Source organism: Corynebacterium glucuronolyticum DSM 44120 (assembly GCF_030440595.1).
Taxonomy (GTDB): domain Bacteria; phylum Actinomycetota; class Actinomycetes; order Mycobacteriales; family Mycobacteriaceae; genus Corynebacterium; species Corynebacterium glucuronolyticum.
This window is the reverse complement of record NZ_CP047452.1, coordinates 1,814,866-1,838,129: the sequence shown is the minus strand read 5'-3', so window position 1 is coordinate 1,838,129 and position 23,264 is coordinate 1,814,866. Positions and strand designations below refer to the sequence as shown.

23 protein-coding genes are annotated in these 23,264 nt (G+C 60.4%); 17 read left to right on the top strand and 6 right to left on the bottom strand.

Annotation, left to right across the window (positions count from 1 at the left end; translation table 11 throughout):
- Nucleotides 1-113: 113 nt before the first annotated feature.
- The 10 genes from CGLUCO_RS08095 to pyk all read left to right on the top strand — a co-directional run bounded on the left by CGLUCO_RS08095 (nucleotide 114) and on the right by pyk (nucleotide 10,124).
- The gene (locus CGLUCO_RS08095) at nucleotides 114-1,313 is read left to right on the top strand and encodes an HNH endonuclease signature motif containing protein (protein ID WP_084037029.1); all 1,200 of its coding nucleotides are present in this window, start codon (nucleotides 114-116) and stop codon (nucleotides 1,311-1,313) included.
- 124 nt (nucleotides 1,314-1,437) lie between these two features.
- Nucleotides 1,438-2,754: an MFS transporter gene (locus tag CGLUCO_RS08090; protein WP_084036995.1), complete on the top strand. Its 1,317-nt coding sequence runs from the start codon at nucleotides 1,438-1,440 to the stop codon at nucleotides 2,752-2,754.
- A gap of 7 nt (nucleotides 2,755-2,761) precedes the next feature.
- On the top strand, nucleotides 2,762-3,394 hold the full coding sequence (gene hisH, locus CGLUCO_RS08085) for an imidazole glycerol phosphate synthase subunit HisH (RefSeq protein WP_005389554.1): 633 nt from the start codon (nucleotides 2,762-2,764) through the stop codon (nucleotides 3,392-3,394).
- Nucleotides 3,395-3,408: 14 nt separating this feature from the next.
- Nucleotides 3,409-4,134, top strand: a complete 726-nt coding sequence (priA, locus tag CGLUCO_RS08080; RefSeq protein WP_005389555.1) for a bifunctional 1-(5-phosphoribosyl)-5-((5-phosphoribosylamino)methylideneamino)imidazole-4-carboxamide isomerase/phosphoribosylanthranilate isomerase PriA — start codon at nucleotides 3,409-3,411, stop codon at nucleotides 4,132-4,134.
- 8 nt (nucleotides 4,135-4,142) lie between these two features.
- Complete coding sequence (locus CGLUCO_RS08075; protein WP_005389556.1) at nucleotides 4,143-4,970, top strand: inositol monophosphatase family protein; 828 nt, start codon at nucleotides 4,143-4,145, stop codon at nucleotides 4,968-4,970.
- Between the two features lie 2 nt (nucleotides 4,971-4,972).
- Entirely contained in the window at nucleotides 4,973-6,070 is a 1,098-nt protein-coding gene (hisF, locus tag CGLUCO_RS08070; protein ID WP_084036997.1) for an imidazole glycerol phosphate synthase subunit HisF, read from the top strand.
- 6 nt (nucleotides 6,071-6,076) lie between these two features.
- Nucleotides 6,077-6,718: a TIGR02234 family membrane protein gene (locus tag CGLUCO_RS08060; RefSeq protein ID WP_084036999.1), complete on the top strand. Its 642-nt coding sequence runs from the start codon at nucleotides 6,077-6,079 to the stop codon at nucleotides 6,716-6,718.
- 119 nt (nucleotides 6,719-6,837) lie between these two features.
- Complete coding sequence (gene trpC / locus CGLUCO_RS08055) at nucleotides 6,838-7,647, top strand: indole-3-glycerol phosphate synthase TrpC (protein WP_198481511.1); 810 nt, start codon at nucleotides 6,838-6,840, stop codon at nucleotides 7,645-7,647.
- Between the two features lie 45 nt (nucleotides 7,648-7,692).
- Nucleotides 7,693-8,568 carry a prolipoprotein diacylglyceryl transferase gene (gene lgt, locus CGLUCO_RS08050; RefSeq protein WP_198481395.1) on the top strand — a complete coding sequence of 292 codons (876 nt, stop codon included), beginning with the start codon at nucleotides 7,693-7,695 and terminating at the stop codon, nucleotides 8,566-8,568.
- Nucleotides 8,569-8,702: 134 nt separating this feature from the next.
- Nucleotides 8,703-10,124 carry a pyruvate kinase gene (gene pyk, locus CGLUCO_RS08045; protein WP_141759626.1) on the top strand — a complete coding sequence of 474 codons (1,422 nt, stop codon included), beginning with the start codon at nucleotides 8,703-8,705 and terminating at the stop codon, nucleotides 10,122-10,124.
- Nucleotides 10,125-10,161: 37 nt separating this feature from the next.
- Here pyk and CGLUCO_RS08040 read toward each other — a convergent pair whose 3' ends face one another.
- Both CGLUCO_RS08040 and CGLUCO_RS08035 read right to left on the bottom strand, forming a co-directional pair.
- Nucleotides 10,162-11,379: an amidohydrolase gene (locus CGLUCO_RS08040; protein ID WP_005395589.1), complete on the bottom strand. Its 1,218-nt coding sequence runs from the start codon at nucleotides 11,377-11,379 to the stop codon at nucleotides 10,162-10,164.
- Between the two features lie 6 nt (nucleotides 11,380-11,385).
- The gene (locus CGLUCO_RS08035) at nucleotides 11,386-12,708 is read right to left on the bottom strand and encodes a DUF4921 family protein (RefSeq protein WP_196793921.1); all 1,323 of its coding nucleotides are present in this window, start codon (nucleotides 12,706-12,708) and stop codon (nucleotides 11,386-11,388) included.
- A gap of 32 nt (nucleotides 12,709-12,740) precedes the next feature.
- Here CGLUCO_RS08035 and CGLUCO_RS08030 point away from each other — a divergent pair, with 32 nt between their 5' ends.
- Nucleotides 12,741-13,142, top strand: a complete 402-nt coding sequence (locus CGLUCO_RS08030) for a hypothetical protein (protein WP_005389565.1) — start codon at nucleotides 12,741-12,743, stop codon at nucleotides 13,140-13,142.
- Here CGLUCO_RS08030 and CGLUCO_RS08025 read toward each other — a convergent pair.
- Nucleotides 13,108-14,031: a glycerate kinase gene (locus CGLUCO_RS08025; RefSeq protein ID WP_005389566.1), complete on the bottom strand. Its 924-nt coding sequence runs from the start codon at nucleotides 14,029-14,031 to the stop codon at nucleotides 13,108-13,110. The two genes, CGLUCO_RS08030 and CGLUCO_RS08025, sit on opposite strands and share 35 nt — an antisense overlap.
- Nucleotides 14,032-14,241: 210 nt before the next feature.
- Between CGLUCO_RS08025 and gdhA the strand changes: the two genes are divergently transcribed.
- The 5 genes from gdhA (at nucleotide 14,242) to mutM (ending at nucleotide 18,526) form a co-directional block, all read left to right on the top strand.
- Nucleotides 14,242-15,588 (top strand): NADP-specific glutamate dehydrogenase, encoded by a 1,347-nt coding sequence (gene gdhA, locus CGLUCO_RS08020; RefSeq protein WP_005389567.1) that lies wholly within the window; start codon nucleotides 14,242-14,244, stop codon nucleotides 15,586-15,588.
- Nucleotides 15,589-15,712: 124 nt separating this feature from the next.
- Nucleotides 15,713-16,426, top strand: coding sequence for a DivIVA domain-containing protein (locus CGLUCO_RS08015; RefSeq protein WP_005389568.1), 714 nt, complete (start codon nucleotides 15,713-15,715; stop codon nucleotides 16,424-16,426).
- 12 nt (nucleotides 16,427-16,438) lie between these two features.
- The gene (locus CGLUCO_RS08010; protein ID WP_005395592.1) at nucleotides 16,439-16,972 is read left to right on the top strand and encodes a YceD family protein; all 534 of its coding nucleotides are present in this window, start codon (nucleotides 16,439-16,441) and stop codon (nucleotides 16,970-16,972) included.
- Nucleotides 16,969-17,721: a ribonuclease III gene (gene rnc / locus CGLUCO_RS08005; protein ID WP_005395594.1), complete on the top strand. Its 753-nt coding sequence runs from the start codon at nucleotides 16,969-16,971 to the stop codon at nucleotides 17,719-17,721. Before CGLUCO_RS08010 ends, rnc begins: the two co-directional genes overlap by 4 nt.
- On the top strand, nucleotides 17,705-18,526 hold the full coding sequence (gene mutM, locus CGLUCO_RS08000; RefSeq protein WP_005395596.1) for a bifunctional DNA-formamidopyrimidine glycosylase/DNA-(apurinic or apyrimidinic site) lyase: 822 nt from the start codon (nucleotides 17,705-17,707) through the stop codon (nucleotides 18,524-18,526). The genes rnc and mutM overlap by 17 nt, the downstream gene beginning before the upstream one ends.
- On the opposite strand, the gene CGLUCO_RS07995 is transcribed toward mutM, so the two are convergent.
- Nucleotides 18,523-19,716, bottom strand: a complete 1,194-nt coding sequence (locus CGLUCO_RS07995; RefSeq protein WP_070739149.1) for an MFS transporter — start codon at nucleotides 19,714-19,716, stop codon at nucleotides 18,523-18,525. The genes mutM and CGLUCO_RS07995 overlap by 4 nt on opposite strands.
- Nucleotides 19,717-19,746: 30 nt before the next feature.
- On the opposite strand from CGLUCO_RS07995, the gene CGLUCO_RS07990 reads away from it, so the two are divergent.
- Nucleotides 19,747-20,040, top strand: coding sequence for an acylphosphatase (locus CGLUCO_RS07990; RefSeq protein WP_084037005.1), 294 nt, complete (start codon nucleotides 19,747-19,749; stop codon nucleotides 20,038-20,040).
- A gap of 3 nt (nucleotides 20,041-20,043) precedes the next feature.
- On the opposite strand, the gene glmS is transcribed toward CGLUCO_RS07990, so the two are convergent.
- Nucleotides 20,044-21,918 carry a glutamine--fructose-6-phosphate transaminase (isomerizing) gene (gene glmS / locus CGLUCO_RS07985; RefSeq protein WP_070739153.1) on the bottom strand — a complete coding sequence of 625 codons (1,875 nt, stop codon included), beginning with the start codon at nucleotides 21,916-21,918 and terminating at the stop codon, nucleotides 20,044-20,046.
- Nucleotides 21,919-21,996: 78 nt separating this feature from the next.
- A complete protein-coding gene (locus tag CGLUCO_RS07980; protein WP_034989469.1) occupies nucleotides 21,997-23,232 on the bottom strand; it encodes an HNH endonuclease signature motif containing protein in 1,236 nt (411 codons plus the stop codon).
- Nucleotides 23,233-23,264: the final 32 nt, after the last annotated feature.

Sequence of the window (23,264 nt, the reverse complement as noted above, 5' to 3'; positions counted from 1 at the left end):
CGACCTGCGAAAACTACGCGACGGTGGCCGGGGTTTTCCGGGCGAGGAAAAGTTATCCACAGAATCGTCGCGTACCCGTGCCATGGGTCGTGTGTGCACGTACCGTGTGCACCATGACAGCTTTAACGGACTACGCACGCCTCACGCGCGGACTCGATCTCCTGCGCGACGTGTACGAGATCGACCGCCGACACCCCAACTCGGTCGAGCTCGTCTCCGCTGCTGCCTACGTTTTCGAAAGCACCGCCTCCGCCTGGCTCACCGCCGCCCGCTCCTGGTTCGGCTCCGGCAACGACGATGCCCTCGCCGAGGCTGAGAGCCTCCCACTAGATACACTTATCGCCATTTCCCGCGCCATCTACAAAGCCGCCCCCGAGCTGCGCGAGGAACTTCGGACCGAGCTCGCCCGCAGTGCCCACGGGAAAACACCCGAAGCTGTGAGGGCACACGCCAAGCAGAAGCTGAAGGAAACCGTCACCGCCAAGGTCACCAACACCATGACCATCTCCCACGAGGCGGATGTTATGGGTATGAAGCACGCCCACCTCCGCCTCCGGGAAGCTCAGATGAACGAGCTTCAGGCCCGCGCGCTGGCGGTCACCTCTCTCAACCGCAACGAGCCGGTCGCCGTCCGGCTTGCCGACGGACTCCTCAAGCTCTTATCCGGTACCTCACCCGACTACAGTGACCACTTCAATCGGTCCCTCACCCCGGCCATCATGCTCACCATCGATGACTCCACCTACGTCGGCGACGGCAAGTTCGCCACCACCGACGGACAAATCATCGATGCCAAGGACTTTTGCGACTACACCCTCGCCCCCTACGGGTTTGTCTGCATCTACGACTCCACCGGCCACATCGGTGTCGAATACGAACTGCGCAACGAGCGCTTCGCCTCCGGCCACCTTCGCAACGCCGTCACCCTAGACCAAATCTTCTGCGCCCACCCCGGCTGCCACGAACTCGCCCAATACGGGCAGTTCCACCACACCATCGCCGTTGCCGATGGTGGCGTGGCCACCTCCGACACCATCATCCCCTTATGCAAGCCACACAACGCGCAAAACGACGACCATAAGGAACGAAACAAGAACGGCTGGCACGGCCGCCACCCAATAACAGGAGAAGCCGGCTACAACCCGCCTGGTAGCGAGGAGTGGTTCTACAACGGGCACCCATCCACCGCGTACAGCGGTAGGGCCATCCACCTGAGACATCGAAAGATGCGGGAGGACAAGCGTCGAAAAGCGAAGAGAAAGCGGAGACGAGCAACACCGTACACGCGTAGGCGAGGACGACGCTGGCTGTAATCGCAGCGCATGCCATACCCCTCCGGGGACGGAGGGGCTATTGGCATGCCCTAAATGGCCATTATCCGGTTTGAGTGCTTGAATGTGGTGGAGGATTGAAACTGAAGACAGAAAGGCGTGATACATGTCCAATAAGAAGGACGAGATTTCAAGTGTCTGGGAAGCGCCTGGATTCATAGCAGCCCTCATCGCCATCGCCAGCGCCTTCGGCGGGTGGGCCATGCTCTTGCCCGTGGTGCCCTATGCCGTACTTCGCGACGGCGGATCTGCCTCCCTCGCCGGCGCAACAACCGGCGTATTCATGGGGTTCACCGTCTGTACCCAGATGATCACGCCAAAACTCACAAGGCGATTCGGTTATTCCCCCGTCCTCGTATGCGCCGCCTTTTTGCTCGGCATCCCCGCCCTTGGCCATATCGCCAGCGTGAAAGCGATCCCCGTGCTCTCAGTCAGCGCCATCCGCGGCATCGGATTCGGTGCGCTGTGCGTAGCGGAGTCGGCTCTCATTGCCGAGCTCGTTCCCGTTCGCTTTTTGGGGAAGGCTACCGCGCTTCTGGGCGTCTCGGTGGGACTGTCCCAGTGCATCCTCCTTCCCGCAGGTCTCACCGTTTCCGAGGCTGTGGGAACCACGCCGGTGTACATTTTCACCGCAGTCGTTTCCTTGATGTCGGCGCTCATGTGCCTGCGCATTCCGCGGTTGAAGCCACAAGCTGCTCCACGCAATAAGTCCCGTTTCACTGAAGACGGCCGATACTTGGCACCGACGTGGAAACTCGTGCTAGTTCCAGCTCTGTGCATCTGCACTGCGGCAATTGCTTACGGCGCAATCTCGTCTTTCCTTCCCAACGCCGTGAAAGAATCGATGCCGGCCCATGGTGCTCTTATTGGGGGTGCGCTTCTCGCCGCCGTCGGCTTCGCCCAAATGATATCCCGCTACTTCGCAGGCGTCGTCGCCGATAAGAGGGGAGTCCCCGGTGCGACGATGATTCCGGCTCAGATCCTGGTTCTTATTGGGGTGGTTTTGCTTGCCGTCACCCTCACCGGCGCCCTGGCCTGGCCGTGGCTTTTCGTCTGCGTGCTGGTGTATGGCCTGGGGTACGGCGCGATCCAGAATGAGTCGATGTTGGACATGTTTACGCGGTTGCCGCGTTCGAAGTTGTCGGAGGCGAGTGCGTTGTGGAATATGTCGTTTGATTCTGGCACGGGGCTGGGGAGCCTCTCATTGGGGTTTGTTGTCGCGTCCTCTGGGTACGTGGGTGCATTTTCGACGGCGGCGGTGATTGTCGCTGTGGCACTTTCGTTGAAGATTGGGGATACGATTATGGGTAATCATCGGATTGTGGAGTATGACAATACGGCTGTGCGGATGCGTCAGTTGGCGCGTTTGGGTAAGCGTGTGGCTGGTCGTGCTCCGGTGTTTTCTCGTCGTCGGAAGAAGTAGGTGTGTGATGGTGCGGCCATCGGTTGCGATTGTTGATTACGGTGCGGGCAATTTGTTTTCGGCCGCGCGCGCTTTGGAGGAGGTGGGTGCGTCTGTTTCGGTGACGGATCGTCCCAGCTTGTCGACGGATGGCGTGCTCATTCCCGGCGTTGGTGCCTTCGCGTCCGCGATGGAGGGACTGCGGTCTGTGTCTGCGGCGCGGATGGTGGAGGAGCGTCTGGCCGGTGGGCGTTCGGTGTTGGGGATCTGCTTGGGGTTGCAGGTGATGTTTGATAGTGGCGTGGAAAATGACGTGACGACGCGTGGTCTGGTCCAGTGGCCGGGCACGGTGGAGTCGTTGGGGGTGACGCCACTGCCACATATGGGGTGGAACACGGTGGAACGTGATGCGTCGTCGCGGATGTTCGCGGGTATCTCCCCCAATGAGAGGTTTTACTTTGTGCACTCCTACGGCGTGTTGGAGGACAACTTCGATCGGACCCCGCCGTTTTCTGCACCTCTTATTGGGTGGACGGAGCACGCGGGCCGTCGGTTCATCTCCGCAGTGGAGGATGGCCCCCTGTGGGCGACGCAGTTTCACCCGGAGAAGTCTGGTCGTGCGGGGTTGCGTTTGTTGTCTAATTGGGTCGATTCGCTGTAGTAGGATCGGTTGTTATGCTGACGCTTTTTCCTGCTGTTGATATTCGTGGTGGTAAGGCTGTTCGTCTGTTTCAGGGCAATGCCGGGAGCGAGACGGTGTATGGTTCGCCACTGGAGGTGGCGGAGGCTCTTAGCGGGGCGGGGTGGCTCCACGTTGTCGATCTGGATGCGGCTTTTGGGGAGGGGGATAATCGCGCAGCCGTGCGGGATATCGTCGATCGTCTGGGTGTGAAGGTGGATCTTTCCGGTGGGCTGCGGGATACCGCTGCTGTTGAGGCTGCGTTTGCTGCTGGTGCGTCGCGTGTGAGTGTCGGCACAGCTGCGGTGTCTGATCCTGCGTGGGTGGGGGAGCTTGTTCGTCGGTTTGGTGACCAGGTTGCGGTTGATTTGGCCTGCCAGCTTGTCGACGATCAGTGGCGGGTGTCCACTCATGGGTGGGTGTCGGATGGTGGAGACCTGTGGGAAGTCCTGGAGGCGCTCGACTCTCAGGGGTGCCGGCGCTTCGTGGTTACCGATGTGTCTAAAGATGGCGCAATGACAGGCCCCAATGTGGAACTGCTGCGGGAGGTGGTTGCCGCCACGGATGCGACAGTGACAGCCTCCGGCGGTGTATCCACGCTTGCTGATTTGGAGAGCCTTGCCCGCTATGAGGACGAGGGGATCGATGGCGTGATTGTAGGAAAGGCTCTGGTAGAGGGAGCCTTCACTGTTGAAGACGCACTGCGAGCGCTCGAGAAATAAGTACCGCTATGGAGGTGCAGCGACTTGCTGATACGGCTGAGCAGCTCATCGTCAGCCAGTGGGATGACTTTATGGACGGTTACGGCAGGGCGACGGCACGCAGAAAACGCGATGGTTCGCCGGTAACGGACACAGACGAGAACATTGAATCTCGGCTGCATACGCTCTTGGAAAAAGAGACGGGAATCGCTGCGGTGGGGGAAGAGACCATCGGTTGTGTGAGCAGCAGGGGGGAAGAGGTTGCCCGCTTGCACGATGCTGTGGAGGGGCTTTGCTATTGGGTGGTGGATCCCATTGACGGCACGTCGAACTATCTGCGTGGTAATCCCTCGTGTGCGATACTCGGAGTTTTGATCTCCAATGAGAGGCCTCTTATTGGGGTGACCAGCTTACCCGCGTTTGAGACGACGATCACCAGTATTGTCGGCGAGGGTCTCACAGTCACTGTGCGAGGCGAACGTCGCTGCTTTCCGATGAGAAAATGGGGTGCAGACGACGGTGGTGAGGAATTAGTTGAGGCCTTGGTGCCAGATTTTTTGGCCGACACGCGCCGCATCGTTTCGGGTCTTATTGAGCGTCCGCAGCCGCGGTTGCGTATTTCTGGATGCGTCGGTGCCAATCTGGGGCTTGTCGCAGCGGCGGGTGTGGGTACGACGGTATCCATGAGCCCGCATGTGTGGGACAACGGGGCCGGGGTGTGCCACCTCCTCGCGCGTGGTGCGTACGTGACAGACTTGCGAGGAAACCCGTGGTCGATCGGCTCGGATGGGGTTATTGGGGGAGTGGAAGAAACAGTGAAGCAGCTGAGTGCGTCTTTGCGAAGGATTGGAAGGTAGCAATGAGTGTCGGTGTGAGAGTTATTCCGTGTCTCGATGTAAAAGACGGCCGTGTGGTGAAGGGGGTTAATTTTGCGGGCCTGCGTGATGCTGGAGACCCGGTTGAACTCGCCGCCAGGTACTTCCAAGAGGGGGCGGATGAGCTGACTTTTCTGGACGTGTCTGCGACGGTGCAGGGCCGGGAGACGATGCGCGATGTTGTCCGGAAAGTTGCGGGCTCCGTCTTCATCCCGCTCACCGTCGGTGGGGGTGTGCGCAGCGTGGGCGATTGCGCGGAATTGCTTCGATGTGGGGCGGACAAGGTGAGCATCAATTCGGCTGCCGTTGCTGATCCGGGGTTAATCAATCAACTGGCTGAGCGGTTCGGTCGGCAGTGCGTTGTGTTGAGCCTCGATGCGCGTCGGACGGGAGAAGGAAACTTCGAGATCACCACCCACGGAGGCACCCGCGGGACCGGAATCGATGCAATTGGCTGGGCCCGGGATGCGGAGCGACGTGGCGCAGGTGAAATCCTCGTCAACTCGATGGATGCTGATGGCACGAAAGAAGGTTTTGACCTGGAATTGTTGCGTCTCATCAGAGAAGCTGTGTCTGTCCCTATTATCGCCTCCGGCGGTGCGGGAAAGGCCGATCACTTCCCGCCTGCGGTGGAAACTGGTGCGGATGCGGTGCTTGCTGCCAGCATTTTCCATTACGGGGATGTATCCATTGGGGCGGTGAAGAGGGCGCTGACCCGAGCAGGCTATGCCACTCGTCCAATAAGAACTCTGCCGGAAGCGGTCGCTGCGAAGGTGCAGTTCAACGCGGATGGTCTCGTGCCTGCGGTTGTCCAGGCTGATAGCGGTGAGGTGCTCATGCTCGCGTGGATGGATGATGTGGCGCTTGCTGCGACGATTGAGACCCGCCGGGCGACGTACTGGTCGCGTTCGCGGAGTGAATACTGGGTGAAGGGCGAAACCAGCGGCCACATTCAGGAAGTGGAGGGTGTGTGGCTGGACTGCGACGGAGACACCGTCCTTCTCCGTGTGAAGCAGACAGGGGCCGCGTGTCACACAGGTATGAGGACGTGCTTTGACGCTTTTCCTGTCGCGCTACAGTAAAAGACCATGAATACCCGTTACGTCTGCCCCGCTGTCTTCGGACTTTCCGGTCTTGCCTCTTGGCTACTTGCGCGACTGCCGTGGATGCACGCGACAGTGAATGACGATAAGGCCGGAGATTCCGTTGAGGTGTTGAGCGGAGCCGCATGGGCGACGGAGCTGCAGATCGCCTCGTTTGCGCTGATCGCGTTTCTCCTCGTCGCCTTAGTTACCAAGTCCGCTGGTCGCCGCGTGACGGGGGTACTGGCGGCGCTGGCTGGTGCCGTGCTGGCGTATTCTCCGATCATGCTTCTCACTGCTGGTGCAGACAGCGACCGGGTGTGGAATATCCTCGCCACAGGTGCCGTGTCTGCTAAAGCCACGGACCCTGTGCGAATCAGCCATTGGGCGGAGATCACAGGTGTCGATGTATCAGCAATTGGGCCTGGATGCACGGTTGTTGCAGCAGCAGCTGCGATTGCAGCGGGTGTCATCCTGGCGATGCGTCCCGGTAAGGACACGAAAAAAGCGGACATGCTGGAAGCGACGGGTACACGGAGGCAGCAGCTGGAAAGCGACATTGAGGCGGCGCCTGATTCGGAGCGCGTCATGTGGGATGCTCTGGACGAAGGAATTGATTTAACAGGTAGAGACGAAGACCGGGGGTAGTCAACAGATATCGGTGGATTTCGTGCCGACTACCTCAGCGGGCTAATATTCTCGGCATGGCCACAGTTTTTGAGGAGCAGCACTACACGCGGTTACGCGTGCGGGCGGAGTGATGCATGATGGCCACCTTATTCGACAATATCCTTGAGGGCGTTATTGCTGATGTGGCTGCCCGCGAAGAGGTTGTGCCCTTCAAAGAGATCAAGCGTCTTTCGCGCAATGTTCCTCCTGCCCGCGATGTCCTTTCCGTACTACAAAAACCAGGTTGTTGCGTGATCGCGGAGATCAAACGCGCGGATCCGGTGACCAACCATGTTATGCCTGTAGCGGATCCTGCAGCTCTTGCTCGCTTGTGTGAGGAGTCGGGAGCATGCATCATTGGGTGCCAAACGGAGGGAAGGCGTTTTAACGGCAGCCTCGAGGATGTGCGCACGGTAAAAGAGAACGTCTCCACACCGGTGTGGTGTAAATCTTTCATCGTCGACCCGTACCAGGTGCACGAGGCGAGATACTACGGTGCAGATCTCGTTGCTCTCCAAGTTGCTGCCCTCGAACAGGATCGCCTCGTGGCTTTGCTCGACCGGGTTCACTCATTAGGCATGGAAGCAATCGTCGAGGTGGCTTCGGAGGAAGAAGCCGACCGCGGTGTTACCGCCGGCGCCCGCATCATCGGCGTGGACGCTCGTGACATGCGTACGCGGACAATCGATCGGGGGCGTTTCCCGCTTATTGCACCCGGGTTGCCCAGTTCGGTGGTGAAAGTGGCGTTATCAGGGGTGTCCACGCCTGTGGATCTGATGCGCTACGCGGGTGCGGGTGCCGACGCCGTTGTTGTGGGTGAGGCACTGTCGCGTTCGACTACACCGGATAGACTGTGCCGGTCGCTTGTGGCAGCCGGTATGCACCCGGCGTGCCCCTCAGCCCGTTAGGGTACATTGTTGTGGGTAGTAATCTCACAAGTGAAAGGTGCCTGCGTGTCCGAAACTATCCTTGCCACCATTCCCTCTCCACCCCAAGGGGTGTGGTTTATCGGCCCGCTTCCGATTAGGGCGTACGCGCTGTGCATCATCACGGGTGTCGTTGTTGCGCTGTGGTTGTCAACGAAGCGCTACGTTGCCCGGGGTGGCGATGCTGATGTGGTGATGGACGCAGCCGTAGTCGCTGTGCCGGCAGGTCTTATTGGGGGGCGCTTGTACCACGTTGCCACCGACTACGATTCTTACTTCTGTTCCACCTGTAACCCGGTGGAGGCCCTATACGTGTGGCAGGGGGGATTGGGCATCATGGGTGCCGTGATCCTTGGTGTTCTGGCCGTGTGGGTGATGATGCGCAGCAAAGGACTGCCAATTGCGCCACTGGCTGATGCTGTCGCGCCGGGACTCGTCTTGGCGCAGGCGATTGGTCGCTTCGGGAATTATTTCAACCAGGAGTTGTATGGTCGCCCGACGGATGTTCCGTGGGGTTTGGAGATTTACTATCGCGTTAACGAGGCCGGGGAGTCTGCCCCCGTGACCGGCCATTCGACCGGAGAAATCATGAGTGTCGTGCATCCGACGTTTTTGTATGAGGCGCTGTGGAATGTGGCGGTTTGTGTCTTTCTCATCTGGGCGGACAAGAAGTTCCAGATGGGGCGTGGTCGTGTGTTTGGTTTGTACGTCGCGTCGTATATGCTGGGTCGCTTCATGGTGGAACTCATGCGTGATGACGCGGCGACGATGGTCTGGGGTCTGCGGATCAACACCATTACCTCGACCGTATTTTTCCTGCTTGCCGTGTTGTTCCTGGTGGTGAGGAAGGGGCGAAGAGAAACACCTGCAGAGGTTGATCCGCGACCCTTAAAAGCAAACTAATACGTCGTTTTGTCCGTTTATGTTTGTTTATGTGGATTTTTTTCCTACGGTCTGACCTGCACGAATAGTGGGAGAGGTGGAAAAGTGACCGGTTTCATGTGGCCATTTTGTCATTTTTGACCTACCCTTTAGGCGTGCAAAGAAGAACTAAGATCGTGTGTACGCTCGGTCCCGCTGTTGCTTCCAAGGAAGGCATCAAGGGACTTGTTGAAGCTGGTATGAACGTCGCCAGGCTGAACTTCTCCCATGGCGATTACGAAGATCATGTAAAGAACTACAACTGGACCCGTGAGGCCGGTGACGAGACGGGCAAGGCTGTTGGCGTCCTCGCCGACCTCCAAGGCCCGAAGATTCGTCTCGGTCGCTTTATTGACGGTGCAACGGTGTGGAATGATGGCGAGATCGTCACCATCACTGTCGATGACGTGCAAGGCACGCACGACCGCGTGTCCACCACGTACAAGGGCCTGGCCAAGGACGCGAAGCCCGGCGACCGTCTGCTTGTCGACGACGGCAAAGTCGCCCTCGTCTGCAAGGAGGTCAAGGGCAACGATGTCGTGTGCGAGGTCGTCGAAGGTGGCCCCGTCTCCAACAACAAGGGTGTGTCCCTTCCTGGCATGAACATTTCTGTTCCTGCCCTGAGCGAGAAGGACATTCGCGACCTGCGTTTCGCCCTGAAACTCGGTGTTGACTTCATTGCTCTGTCGTTCGTGCGTTCCCCCGCCGATGTGGATCTCGTCCACAAGGTCATGGATGAGGAAGGCCGCCGCGTTCCGGTTATCGCAAAACTGGAAAAGCCCGAGGCCATTGATGCGCTCGAGTCCATTATTCTGGCGTTTGATGCCGTTATGATCGCCCGTGGCGACCTCGGCGTGGAGGTGCCTCTGGAGGAGGTGCCGCTCGTCCAGAAGCGCGCCATCCAGATCGCCCGCGAGAACGCTAAGCCCGTCATCGTGGCTACGCAGATGCTCGACTCCATGATTGAAAACTCCCGTCCGACTCGCGCCGAGGCCTCTGACGTGGCCAACGCCGTTCTCGACGGCGCGGATGCAGTCATGCTTTCCGGCGAGACTTCCGTCGGTGCTCACCCGCAGCTGACCGTTCAGACCATGGCGCGTATCGTGCGCTCCGCGGAGCTCGACGGCGTTGTTCCGCCGCTCAGCCACATCCCGCGCACGAAGCGTGGCGTTATCAGCTACTCCGCTCGCGATATCGCTGAGCGCCTCAACGCCAAGGCCCTCGTTGCCTTCACCACCTCTGGTGATACGGCCAAGCGCGTTGCTCGCCTGCACTCGCACCTGCCGCTTTTGGTCTTCACCCCGCACCCGGAGGTGCGCAGCCAGCTGGCTCTCACCTGGGGCTGCGAGACATTCCTCTGCCCGGAGGTCGAAACCACCGACGAGATGCTGGGTGAGGTGAACAAGGCCCTCCTGGCTATGGAAGAGTACAAGCGCGACGACATGATGGTTGTCGTCGCTGGTACCCCGCCCGGAGTGTCCGGTAACACGAACATGATTCACGTTCACCTGCTTGGCGAGACTCCGAGCACCAAGTAGAAAAATTCCCCCACAGCGGACGCTGCGGGGGAATATTTTATCTCGCTAGATACGCTAGCGGTGCGAGAGCCGCAGCTTTCCACGCAGCGGTGAGCGTTGGCTCTGGATCCGGCAGAAACGTGGACTGGTGGTTACTCGGAGCCGCAGCCGGGTCCGCGTCCCACACTGCCCGCGGGGTCATGCCGAGCGTCCAGTAGACGTACGGAGCATCGAAGTGGCGGGGGATTTCGCTGAAATCGTCGGAGGCGGTCCATGGGGTGGCATCGACGGAATCCTCCCCGAAGGCCTCGTCAAAGACGGGGCGGATGGTGTTAAACACCTCGGGGGAGTTGTCGGTGAGCTCGCCGTGGGCGGAGTATACGATCTCCGGCTCTGCAGGGCAGGCGGAGGCTTCGCATTCGGCCTTTACCACGCGCTCAATGGAACGGTAGCAGCGGTCGCGGACAACCTCGTCGTAGAAACGGGTGTTGAGGACAAGCTCGGCTTTCTCCGGCACGATATTGTTCCGCGTGCCGGCACGGAGCTTGCCCACGGTGATCACCGCAAAATCTCCTGGGTACACCTCGCGGCCGACGATCGATTGCAGTCGCAGAATGATGTGCGCGGCGATGATCGTCGGATCCACACCCAGGTGCGGCATGGAGCCGTGCGAGCTGCGACCGTGGATGGTGATGGTCAGCGTGTCGCAGGCGGCTGCGGCGGGCCCCGGCATCGTGTACACAGTGCCCGCCGGACCGGGAAGAATGTGCTGGCCGAAGCACACATCCGGGCGGGGGATGTGGGAGGACAGGCCGTCCTCGATCATCATCGATGCGCCACGGGTGATTTCCTCCGCCGGCTGGAACAGGGCGATGAACGTGCCAGACCAGCGCTCGCGAGAAGCGTCGATAAGCTTGCATGCCCCGAGGAGGGCGGTGACGTGGACATCGTGCCCACAGGCGTGCATGACCCCTTCGTTCTCCGACGCATATGGTGCGCCCGTCTCTTCCGGAACGGGGAGGCCGTCGAAGTCGGCTCGCATGAGCGCTGTCGGACCGTCTCCGTTACGGAACACGGCGACGAGTCCGTGCCCACCTATACCCGTGGAGACCTCGCAGTCGAACTTCGAGAGGACATCCGCGATGTAGGCGGCTGTGTGCTCCTCTTCGAGCGACAGCTCGGGGTGGCGGTGGAGCCACTCGTAGTGCTGCCACAACCACTCGTAGGCGGGTGCAGCGGGAGAAGTGAGAAGTTCAGCAATAGATGCAGGTGACATGAATTCCTATTTCAGGGTGGGGTTGTACTTAAGGCTGTTGCGTTCCAGGCCGCACTCCATCGCGATGCGGATGTTCTTGTTGATGATGCCTTCGTCGCGCAGGCGGTAAAACTCCGGTACCATCCGGTCACGCACGTCCCAGGGAGAGCGGGTGTTGATGTAGATCTTCGTGCCACCCTCGAATCCGGCGAGGGTGGATACGCGCCACTTGATCATGACGCGCCACGGCATGGCAACGTCGAGGTCGATCGGCTGGTGGTACCACTCCTCGTTGCACGGAACGTCGGGCCCGGTTGCCGCGTGGCAGGCATGGATGAGGTCGCTCATGTCGTTGACTTCCTCGGCGGTGTGCTCCCACGGAAAGCACGAAGCAGACTTGGAGTAGATCTCGAGGGTGGGGTAGCGGTGGCCGAAACCAGCGAAGCATACAGCGTGATCGTTTTCGGCGATGATGAGGTTGCGGTATCCCGCGTAGTCCACTGCCCACTCGTTGTACATGTTCGGATTGGAACGCAGGGTGGCGATCTCCTGGTCGGCCTGCACACCGCGATCATCGACGGCGACGAGTTGCTTGTGGAGGTGATCGAAGGACGCGCCGGCGGGCTTCAACCAGTTCTGGAAGGCGACCACGTAGTGCGCGTAGCGGTTGCGCTGGTAGAGGTCGTGGATGCCGTCGATGGTGAACTGCGTAAAAGCACGGTGCTCGTCTTCCGTCAGGGTGCCAGAGGAGGCGAGCTGGTTGTCGTGGGTGGCATCGTCGGTGAAGTGGCGCCTAGCGATGATGACATCGTGACCACCACCGAAGTAGCCCTGCGCGCGACGCACGAGCTCTTCTTCCGGCTGGTTCGGATCTTGGCCCGCAGCCTTCAGGCGGGTACGGACGATGTTCAGAACATGCTCCTTGCCGGCCGGCTCGGACATGTAGCGTTCCATTCGCTCGTGGAGATCGGGATCCATGGTGAACCCGTAGTTCTTTTCCCAGTAGTCATAGGTGACGATCTCGAACAGGTTGGGTACGCGGCGGAACTCGGGGGTCGTATCGTGCAGCTGGCTGTGCTGGAGACCGCGGAGGATCTCCCAGCCGTTGTCGGTGCGCACCATGCGGGATTTTTCCGGTGGGGTGGCATCGAGGTTCCCAGAACAGAAAGCGCAACTGTTCGTGTGCGCATCTGCTCCGAGCGGGAGCGGGTTAGTGGCGGGGGTAGTAAGGGGGCGGTTGCCGCGGCCGGGAACCGTCCAGACCTCGGTGCCGGAGAACGGATTGACCTGTTTTATCGTGCCATCGGCCATGGTTTGGATCGGATGGGGACGCGAATGAATAGGAGACATGCTCCCCATACTAATTGGCTACAGTTAGGTTCATGGCGACCATCACCTTCGACGTGTACATGCCCGCGGAGAAAACCCGCGAACTCCGCTCGGCGTTTCTGCGCACAGCGCGCGATCTGCCTGGCGTGGCGGATACGCGGGTGAGTGTCAATATCCTTCCCGATCCTGAACTTCCCGCAGAGGTTGTTGACCAGTTGGTAGCCACGTATCGGCCGTCGGAGACGGCCGACGAAAAGGTCGAGGACCAACCCGGAGTGACGCGGTTTGTCATCTCCGCGCCGGATTTCACGGGCTCGGTCAACCAGCTGGCGATGCGCCTGTCTCGGATACTTACACCGGCGGTGAATCTGCCGCCGGATCGGGTGCTCTTGGAAAACGAGCTCGATTTCGAGGTTCCCGCTATTTACCCGTGGATCGTTCAGGCAGAGCGTTAGACACCCACTCTGCCAGGGCTGGTGCCGTCCACTCCCGTTCACCGGCCCCCGTCAGCTCGATAACGTCGGTGTCTCCGCTGGCCACACGTACAGCGCGGGTGAGGGCGGTCGGCTTGTCAGCCGGTGTAGCTGTGATGATCAGCTCCGCATCCGCAGCTGAGCTACGCAGCTGCTGATACGGCTCGGACATCGTCAGGGGATTAAAAACGAGCACCTTTCCTGTGCCCGCGAGGCTCACCAGGTACTGCAATGCGAGGGGAACCCCACCGCCGCTGCCGCTTGTTGCGGTGGGCTCCACACCTGTCAGCTCAGTAAGCTTCTCGACGCTCGGTTGGTGCAGCTCGTCCACCCCGCATACCTCCGGCGCATACACAATCCACGTCACGCCGAGTACCCCGGTATTCAGGCTGTTTAGGTCGATACTTCCCAGCTCGGCGAGGGCATGAGCCCCGGGGCTCAGTCGCCGGCCGGTGGCAGTTTGCAGCTGCGCTCCGAGCGCGGTGAGGATTCCCGCGCCAAGATCGTGGGCACCCGATCCTCCCGTGGATAAGACGATGGTGGTCGCCCTGCGAGCGACGGCATCGGCAATGAGAACACCGGTGCCGTACGAGTCGCCGTCGGCTGGATCGTACCCGGGGACCTTCCCGGAGGCGGCGGCCATATCGATGAAGGCGGTCGTGATCTCCTGGTTGAACGTATATGTTGCCTCGGTGAGTCGACCAGTTACCGTCGTCGTTGGTAGGGTGATGCGTTCGCCTGCGAAGTGGGAGGATGTGCCCAGGTAGGCGTCGATAAGCGGGAAAGCTGTACCACCGACTACGGGGGCGATGGCAGCGGCGGCCTCTGCGGGGCTCAACGGGGGAAAACGGTCAGGGGAAACGATGATCATAAAAATAAGCGTAGCCGACGCGAAAATACAGTACGCGCGTACTTTTTGGTGTTAATATATGCACAACGTTACGAACGGGCGATACGGTGCATCGCCTGCACTAACGAAAGGTGTGATAAATGCAACATTAAAGTAGCTTGCATATATGCACTCAAAAGTTGGAAAATTGTAACGTTTTTAGAAAACACGCGACCTAGAAGGGCCTCCCACATGAGTAATGTCGACGAGAAAATCGCCAACTACTACGACCAGATTAAGAAGCGCAACCCTGGTGAGACCGAATTCCACCAGGCAGTCGAGGAAGTCTTGGGGTCGCTTAAGTTTGTGCTGGAAAAGGACCCCAGCTACGCCGACAACGCCCTCATCGAGCGGCTTGTCGAGCCAGAACGCCAGATCATGTTCCGCGTCCCGTGGATCGATGACCGCAGCCAGGTGCAAGTCAACCGTGGCTTCCGCGTCCAGTTCAACTCCGCCCTTGGCCCGTACAAGGGCGGTTTGCGTTTTCACCCGTCTGTCAACCTCGGCATCATCAAATTCCTGGGGTTCGAGCAGATCTTTAAAAACTCGCTGACCGGCCTGCCTATCGGTGGCGGCAAGGGTGGCTCCGACTTCGACCCCAAGGGCAAGTCCGATGGCGAGGTCATGCGCTTCTGTCAGTCCTTTATGACGGAGCTCTTCCGCCACATCGGTGAGTACACCGACGTGCCCGCCGGTGACATCGGTGTCGGTGGCCGTGAAATCGGCTACCTCTTTGGCCAGTACAAGCGACTGACCCGTCGCAACGAGGCCGGCGTGCTCACCGGCAAGGGGCTGACCTGGGGTGGCTCCCTCGTCCGCACCGAGGCCACCGGCTACGGTCTCGTCTACTTCACCGAGGAGATGTTGGGAGCCCACAATGCTTCCTTCGACGGCGCAAAGGTCATCGTCTCCGGCTCCGGCAACGTCGCCATCTACGCCATCGAAAAGGCCCAGGAACTCGGTGCCACCGTCATCGGCTTCTCTGACTCTTCCGGCTGGGTCGAGTGCCCGAACGGTGTCGACCTCGAACTCCTCAAAGATGTCAAGGAAGTCCGTCGTGGCCGCGTCGCCGATTATGTCGAGGAAGCAGACGGTGCCACCCTCCACACCGACGGCACGATCTGGTCCCTGCCCGCCGACATCGCCCTGCCGTGCGCAACCCAGAACGAGATTACCGGTGCCCACGCCCGTCTCCTCGTCGAAAACGGCGTGAAGTTCGTCTGCGAGGGTGCCAACATGCCCTCCACCAACGAGGCCATCGAGATCTACCAGTCAAACGGCATCAATTACGCTCCTGGTAAGGCCTCCAACGCTGGCGGTGTGGCCACCTCCGCGCTGGAAATGCAGCAAAACGCCGGCCGCGACCACTGGACCTTCGAGGAGACGGATGCCCGCCTCAAGCGGATCATGAAGAACATCTTCCGCACGTCCTCCGAAACTGCCGCCAACTTCGGCCACGAGGGTAACTACGTCCTCGGCGCGAATATTGCCGGATTCAAGAAGGTCGCCGATGCCATGATCGCTCACGGCGTGGTCTAAAGATCACCCTTTTCGCGCCCCGTGCACATCGTGGCCGTCCCGTTCTCAATGAACGGGGCGATTATTTTTGCTCTTCTTGGGGTGTTAACCCGGTACACGCCGATTCAACCGGTAACCTGGGTTCATGTTCAAAGTATTTGACTCGCTGGACAAGCTCGTTGACACCGTTGACCGCGCCTACGGCGTACCCATGACCGCAAACTGCATGGTTCCCCGCGTCGAGATGCAGCAGTGGCTCGACGATCTCCGCGACGCTATACCGCATGAAATGGACGAAGCTCAAGATGTCCTCGACGAATCCGATCGGATTATTCACGACGCCGAGGAAAAGGCCTACCAACTAGAAACCCAGTCGGCCGCCGAAGCCGACCGCATCCTCGAGGAGGCCAAGGCAGAGGCAGATCGCCTTGTGCGTGACGCAGAGGAGAAAGCCAAGCGCACCCTCGACGACGCTTATCAAGAGGCCGATGAAGTGACCGAGCGGGCGCAGCGGGATGCCGATTCCACCATTAGTCGCGCCCACCAAGAGGCGGACACGTTGTCTACGCAGGCCAAGGAAGCCTACCAGCGCAGCGTCGATGATGGCCTGGCTGAGCAAGCACGTCTCGTCTCCGAGGCAGAGGTCGTGCGTGTGGCCAAGGAAGAAGCCCACCGCGTCGTGGACGAGGCGCACACCGAGTCCAACCGCCTGCGCCGCGAGTGTGACGACTTTGTCGATAGCAAGCTCGCCGATTTCGAGGCATCCCTGGAGTCCACGTTGCGCTCCGTATCCCGCGACCGTTCCGCGCTCCGCCGTGGGGCGGGAGCCTCCGGCGCGTCGAGTCGTCTCGACCGTTAAGGTGGATACGTTATGGGAAATCCACTACGAATAGACTGCACACGCTTCGTCCGCGGTGTCACCGAGCCGGAACATGTAACGCAGACTGGCGGTAGCCCGCAGCGCATCGGGCTGGAGATGATGGCCATCGAGGAAGGAGACGACATCACCCTCGATGTCGACCTGCTCCCGCTTGGCGAGGGGATCCACGTCCACGGATCTGTGACGGGCACAGCGAAGGCTCAGTGCTCCCGGTGTCTCACCGAGCATGCCGTCGGGGTCAGCATCGATATCGACCAGATCTTTGCGCTTACCGATTCCTTCATCACCACCCACGATGATGGGGCTGAAGAAGATGACGAAGAAGACGACATCCCCCGCGTAGAAAACAACATCATGGACCTCGCACAGGTGGTCATCGACGAGGCAGGAACCTCCTTCCCGTTTAACCCTACCTGCGATAGTTTGACGGGCTCGCCATGCCCGGAGGAAGCCGAGGTCCCCGAATCACAAGACCCGGACGAGCTCATCGACCCGCGCTGGGCCGGACTGGAGAAGTTTAAATGAGCAAAAAGAAGCGCCTCACCGGTGAAGCAGCACTAGAAGAGGCCTTCGCCGCTGTCGACCACGCCCCGCTGTTGGAAAAGCTGGGAACAACTGTTTCTCCAGAACTACTCCGACTGGCGCTCACACACCGCTCGTTTGCCAACGAGAATGGCGGACTACCCAACAACGAACGCCTGGAGTTCCTCGGCGACTCGGTGCTCGGCTGCTCCGTGGCATGGAAACTGTTCGAAACGTATCCATCCTCGCCAGAATCCGTCATCTCCAAGATGCGTGCCCGCATCGTTTCCCGCTTCGGCCTGGCAGATATTGCCCGCGAGATTGGTCTTGGTAAGTATATTCTGCTCGGTCGCGGCGAAATTCTTACCGACGGCCGCGAAAAGGACTCCATCCTCGCGGACACCACCGAGGCTCTCTTCGGCGCGATCTTCCTCGAGCACGGATTCGAGACGGCCCGGCACACCATCCTGACGCTTTTCCACGAGAAGATCGTTCATGCCTCCTCCGATTCCATCCACACGGATTGGAAGACCCTCCTGCAGGAGCGCGCCGCCGAGCGCAAGCTCCCCATGCCCGAGTACGAGGCGAGCTTCACCGGTCCAGACCACGACCGTTTCTTCACCGCAACTGCCATCATTGATGGGAAAGTTGTTGGTACCGGCCAGGGCCACAACAAGAAGGCGGCTGAGCAGCTTGCCGCCAAGCAGGCGGTCACGGTGTTGAGGGAACAAAACATTGCCCGAACTTCCTGAGGTCGAGGTCGTTCGTCGGGGGCTCGACCGGCTCTTGGTAGGGCACCGATTCGTATCGGTTTCCGTCCTCCACCCCCGCGCCGCCCGCAGTACGGAGGCCCTCGCCCCGCGCCTTGCGGGGCGCGAAATTTGTGGCACGGGAAGACGAGGAAAGTTCCTGTGGCTCGTCCTGGACGGCGCGGAAGCGCTCGTCATCCACCTGCGCATGAGTGGTCAGATGCGGATCACTCAGACGGCGCGGCCGGTCTCCCCGCACACGCGTATCGTCGCCGAACTCGACGGTCTGACCGTCCAGTTTGTGGATCAGCGCACCTTCGGCTCCTGGTCTCTTTCTGAGCTTGTCGACGGCCTCCCCGTCACCCTTGCCCACATCGCCCCCGACCTCCTCGACGCATCGCTGGACATACGAGGCGTCGCAAAGCACCTAAAGCGCGGGCGCGGAGAGCTGAAACCCGCCCTCCTCAACCAGGGAATCGTCAGTGGCATCGGCAACATCTACGCCGATGAGATGCTGTGGCGTGCCCGCCTTCACCCGCGCCAAACCCGCAGCCACGTGAGCCCCCACCGGCTCACAGAACTCCTGCTCGCCGGGCAAGATGTGATGCGCGACGCGCTCGCCCAAGGCGGCACCTCCTTCGACGAGCTCTACGTCAACGTCAATGGAGAGTCGGGATATTTCGACCGGTCACTCAACGCCTACGGTAAGGCAGGACTGCCGTGCGACCGCTGCGGTACCGAGATGGTGAAGGAAAAGATCGGCGGGCGCGGATCGACCTACTGCCCCCACTGCCAGCGCCGCTACTAGGCGGCGGGCTTCTCCACCCGGTGGGCAACAAAGGCGATGAAGACGAGCATCAACGCGGTGCCTACCAAGAGTGCCGTCACGAGCCCCGTCCAACCGAAGTCCTCGTAAACGAAGCCGAGTGACGACCCCAGGATAGACGAGCCCATGTAGTAGCTGAACACATAGCTAGACGACGCCTCCGCGCGCCCCTTGTCCGCCACGAGCCCCACCGTCGCCGACGCCGTCGAGTGAATGGCGAAAAAGGAAGCCGTGAACACCACAAGCCCCGCGATCATGAGGGGGAGGGAGGCGGAGTAGGTGGCCACCAGCCCGAGGGCGGAAAGGATCCCTCCTCCTACCAAGACCCGCCCCGGTCCCACCTTCGAGCTGAGCTTGCCCGCCTGCGTCGAGGACCACGTTCCGGACAGATAGAGGATGAAGAGGAAGCCGATGAGCGCCGGTGGGAAGCCGAATTCTTCGGTGAGGTGGTAGCCCACGAAGTTGTACATGGTGACGAACAGGCCCAGCGCCAAGAAGGGGATGGCAAACAGTGCGACAAGAAGTGGCCTGCGCCAGTGGCGCACAATCGCCCGGAATTCGCCAGCAAACGTCAATGAGCGGGCAACGAAGCGACGCTGTCTTGGTAAAGCGATGAGCGCAACGATGGCTAGCCCCACCGACACGACGGCATTCACCGCCAGAGCCCAGCGCCACCCGTAGGCATTGGATACAAACGCGGGAATGAGCCTGCCCGATAATCCGCCGATGGAGTCGGAGGCGATGTACCAGCCCATGACGACGGGTACGGCGGAGGCATCGATTTCTTCGGAAATCCAGGCCATAGCGACGGCGGGAACACCGGAGATCGCCAAGCCTTGCACGCCGCGCAGCGCGATGAGGGAGCCGATCGAGGGCGTGAAGGGGAGGCCGAGGGCAATGATGGTGGCGACGAGCAGAGAAATGGATAGGACGCGCCCGCGACCGTAGCGCTCGGAGAGGATGGAGACGGGGATGACCCCGAGGGCGATGGCGCCGGTTGTGGCGGAGACGGTGAGGGCGGAGGTGGAGGGTGAGGACTGGAAAGCGTCGGAAAGCTGGGGGAGGAGAGCTTGGGTACAGTACATGGCGTTGAACGCCGCAAACCCTACCAAGACCATTGCCAGAATTGCTCTGTTGAATCCTTTATCGCCGCGAGTGAGTCCTCTTACCATGCGGTCTATGCTTCTCCGCCCGCCGGTAGAATGCAACCCATGACTGACGCACAGCTTCTCGCTTTTGTTCACGGGCACGTCCAGGGCGTGGGCTTTCGGTGGTGGGTGAAGTCTCAGGCGCTTGCCCTCGGATTGAGGGGGGAGGCTCGCAATAAGTGGGATGGTCGCGTTGAGGTTGTCGCCGAGGGGGACCGCGCAGCGTGTGAGGAGCTCCTCGAACGCTTGTGTGAGCAACCATCCGCTTTTCGACGCCCCGGCCACGTCACCGTCGTTGTCGAGCAATGGAAAAAACCCCGCGGATTCGCGGGGTTCAAGGAGGCCTAACGGCTATTCCACCGTCACCGACTTGGCGAGGTTACGCGGCTGGTCAATGTCCAGCCCCTTTGCACCCGCCAGGGCGCAGGCGAAGATCTGCAGCGGCACCGTCGCCAGGAGGGGCTGCATAAGTGTTGCGCACTGCGGAATCCAGATGACGTGGTCGGCGTGCTCGACAACGGCCTCGTCGCCTTCCTCGGCGATTACCGTCGTGATGGCGCCACGGGCCTTAATCTCCTGAATATTGGACACTACCTTCGCGTGGAGCTCATTCCTACCACGAGGACTCGGCACGATGACGAAGACCGGCTGGCCGGGTTCGACAAGCGCGATCGGGCCGTGCTTCAGCTCGCCGGCAGCAAAACCCTCGGCGTGGATGTAGGCGATTTCCTTGAGCTTGAGGGCTCCCTCGAGCGCGACGGGGAACCCCACATGCCTACCAAGAAAGAGAACGCTCGTGGAATTGGACAGATCACGGCCGAGCTTTTTGATTTCCTCTTCCTTGTCAATGACCTGCTGCACCTTCTCCGGCATCTCCGTCAACGAGTTGAGAATGTCGCTGATCTCGTCGGCGTACATGTTGCCACGCAGCTGAGCCAGGTAGAGGCCCAAGAGATAAGCGGCCGTAATCTGGGCGAGGAACGCCTTCGTCGAGGCGACGGCGACCTCCGGGCCGGCATGCGTGTACAGGTTCGCGTCGGCCTCGCGGGGAATCGAGGAGCCGTTGGTGTTGCAGATGGCAATAACCTTGGCGCCCTGCTCCTTCGCGTGGCGCACGGCCATGAGCGTGTCCATCGTTTCGCCCGACTGGCTGAGCGCAACCACGAGGGTCTTTTCGTTGACAATCGGATCCCGGTAACGGAACTCGTGCGCCAACTCCACTTCGGTGGGGATGCGGCACCAGTGCTCGATGGCGTAGCGCGCCACCTGCCCGGCATAGCTTGCCGTACCACAAGCAATCACAACAATCTTGTCGACGCTGCGGAGCACCGACTCGTCAATGTTCAGCTCGTCGAGTTGAATGTGTCCATTCTCATCCAGGCGTCCCATGAGGGTGTCACGAACAGCGGCGGGCTGGTCGTGAATTTCTTTGTCCATGAAGGAGTCGAAGCCGCCCTTTTCTGCGGCTGCAGCATCCCACTGCACCTCGAAGGGCTTGCCCTCGGCAGGAGCCCCCTCGAAGTCGGTGATCTCGTAGTCGTCAGCCGTGATGGTGACGATCTGGTCGTTGCCCATCTCCACGCAATGCTTGGTGTGGTCGATGAAGGCGGTGACATCCGAGCCAAGGAAGTTCTCGCCGTCGCCAAGCCCAATTACCAAGGGTGAGTTGCGACGAGCGGCGACGATCCGATCTGGGTGCTCGGCGTGGATAGCCAGGAGAGTGAAAGCCCCCTCCAAACGGGCGACAGCGAGCTGCATGGCCTTAGTAAGGTCACCGGCGGCTTCCGTGTTGTAGTAATGGGCGATCAGGTTCGCCGCGACCTCGGTGTCCGTGTCGGAGTAGAAGTGCACGCCGGTGGCGATGAGCTCGCGCTTGAGCTCCGCGAAGTTCTCGATAATGCCGTTGTGCACTACGGCGAGACGACTGTTATCTACGACGTGCGGGTGGGCATTGTTGTCGGTTGGGCCACCGTGGGTTGCCCAACGCGTGTGCCCAATACCAATAGGCGCTGTTGGTAGGGGTGAGGCATCGAGTGCCTTTTCCAATTCGCTAACCTTGCCTGCCTTCTTTCGGTAGGCGATAACATCGTTTGAAATAACGGCGACGCCGGCGGAGTCGTATCCACGGTATTCGAGGCGACGGAGGCCTTCGAGGCACACGTGGAGGGCGTCGTTGACTAGCTGTTCGTTTTCGGGGTTACCGACGTATCCAACAATTCCACACATATGCGAAAGAGTACACGGTGATGTTGGGGGAGCGCAGCACTGCTCGCCCCACAGGCATGCCTGTGGGCGAGCAGGGTTTTATTCGCTGTTGTCGTCGCCGTCTGCGCAGCGGTCATCATCGGTGCAGTTGCTGTCGCGCCTGTCGTCATCGCGGCCGTCGTCGCGGTGCCCGGCGCGTTTTTCCTCGTCGAGGATCGTGCCGGCGATGTCTCTGCCGGTGTAACCCCGGCATGGGCTGTCGTGGTAGCGGGGCGGCCCACCGTCGGGCGGGACGTAGCGCGGGTCGCCGTTGACGGGGTCGCGTTCGTGACGGCCGTGTTTGGGTTTTGTGGGGTCGTCGTCGTTTTGTCCGTTGTGGTATTTGCAGGCTATGAGGATGTTTTCTGCGGTCGTTTCGCCGCCAGAAGCCCAGGATTTGTCGTGGTGGGCTTGGCTGTACGTGCCGATGCGGTAGCAGCCGGGGTGGGTGCAGAAGATCTGGTCGCAGGCGATACCGGTGCGGAGCGCGCCGTCGGCGAACCGTTGGTTCTTGAGTGGGAGGGTGCAGGAGAGTTTTTTGTTCCCGTCGTACATGACGGCGAAGCCGTAGGGCTCGAGTCGGCAGTTGGCGAGTTCTTCGGCATCGAGGATATCGCCGTCGGTGGTGGCGAACTTGCCGTCGCCGATGTAGGTGGAGTCCGGGATAGGAAGTATGAACGCTGGTGCTAGTCGTCGGTTCCAGAGCCTTGTCGACGTCGTTCCGCACACCCCATCCTCGTAGTCTTGAACGATGCGGTTGAGGCCTTGCGCCCAGCGGAAGGATTCCGGTAGGTCGCTCGGCGCGGTGGAAGCCTCGGCGATCAGCCCGATGAAGCGGTCCATCTTAAGGGCTTCCAGCTTAATATGCGCGTGCTTCATGCCGCAGGCATCGGCGACGGCGGAGACGGTGACCGAGTCGCTTACCTTGCGGGTTTTCACCACCCGGTGGGTGTCGGAGATCTTGGCCTTCAGCTCTTTCCACGTGTGACCTTCGCAGGCGTATGCGAGGAGCATGTCGCGTGTGGTCTCTTTGTCTTCGGCGGCTGTGAGTTCGACCGCCTTGGCGATGAGGATGAGTTGCTGAACGGAGATCGCTTTCGTTTTGCCTTCGGGGTCCTCGTAGGGCACCCAGGTGCGGGCCGCAGCAACGAGCTCTTTGGCAAAGTGCTGCGAAAAGCCAAATTCCTCGGTGAGTTTTTCCACGCGTAATGCCGCCGTATTCGCGAGGGTTGCTACCTCCGCGAATATGGCGGTGCCGTGGAGCGAGTCTGCGAGACTCCCGAGGATTGCTGTCATGGCACTCACGGTATGTCTAAAGATCGGCCGGT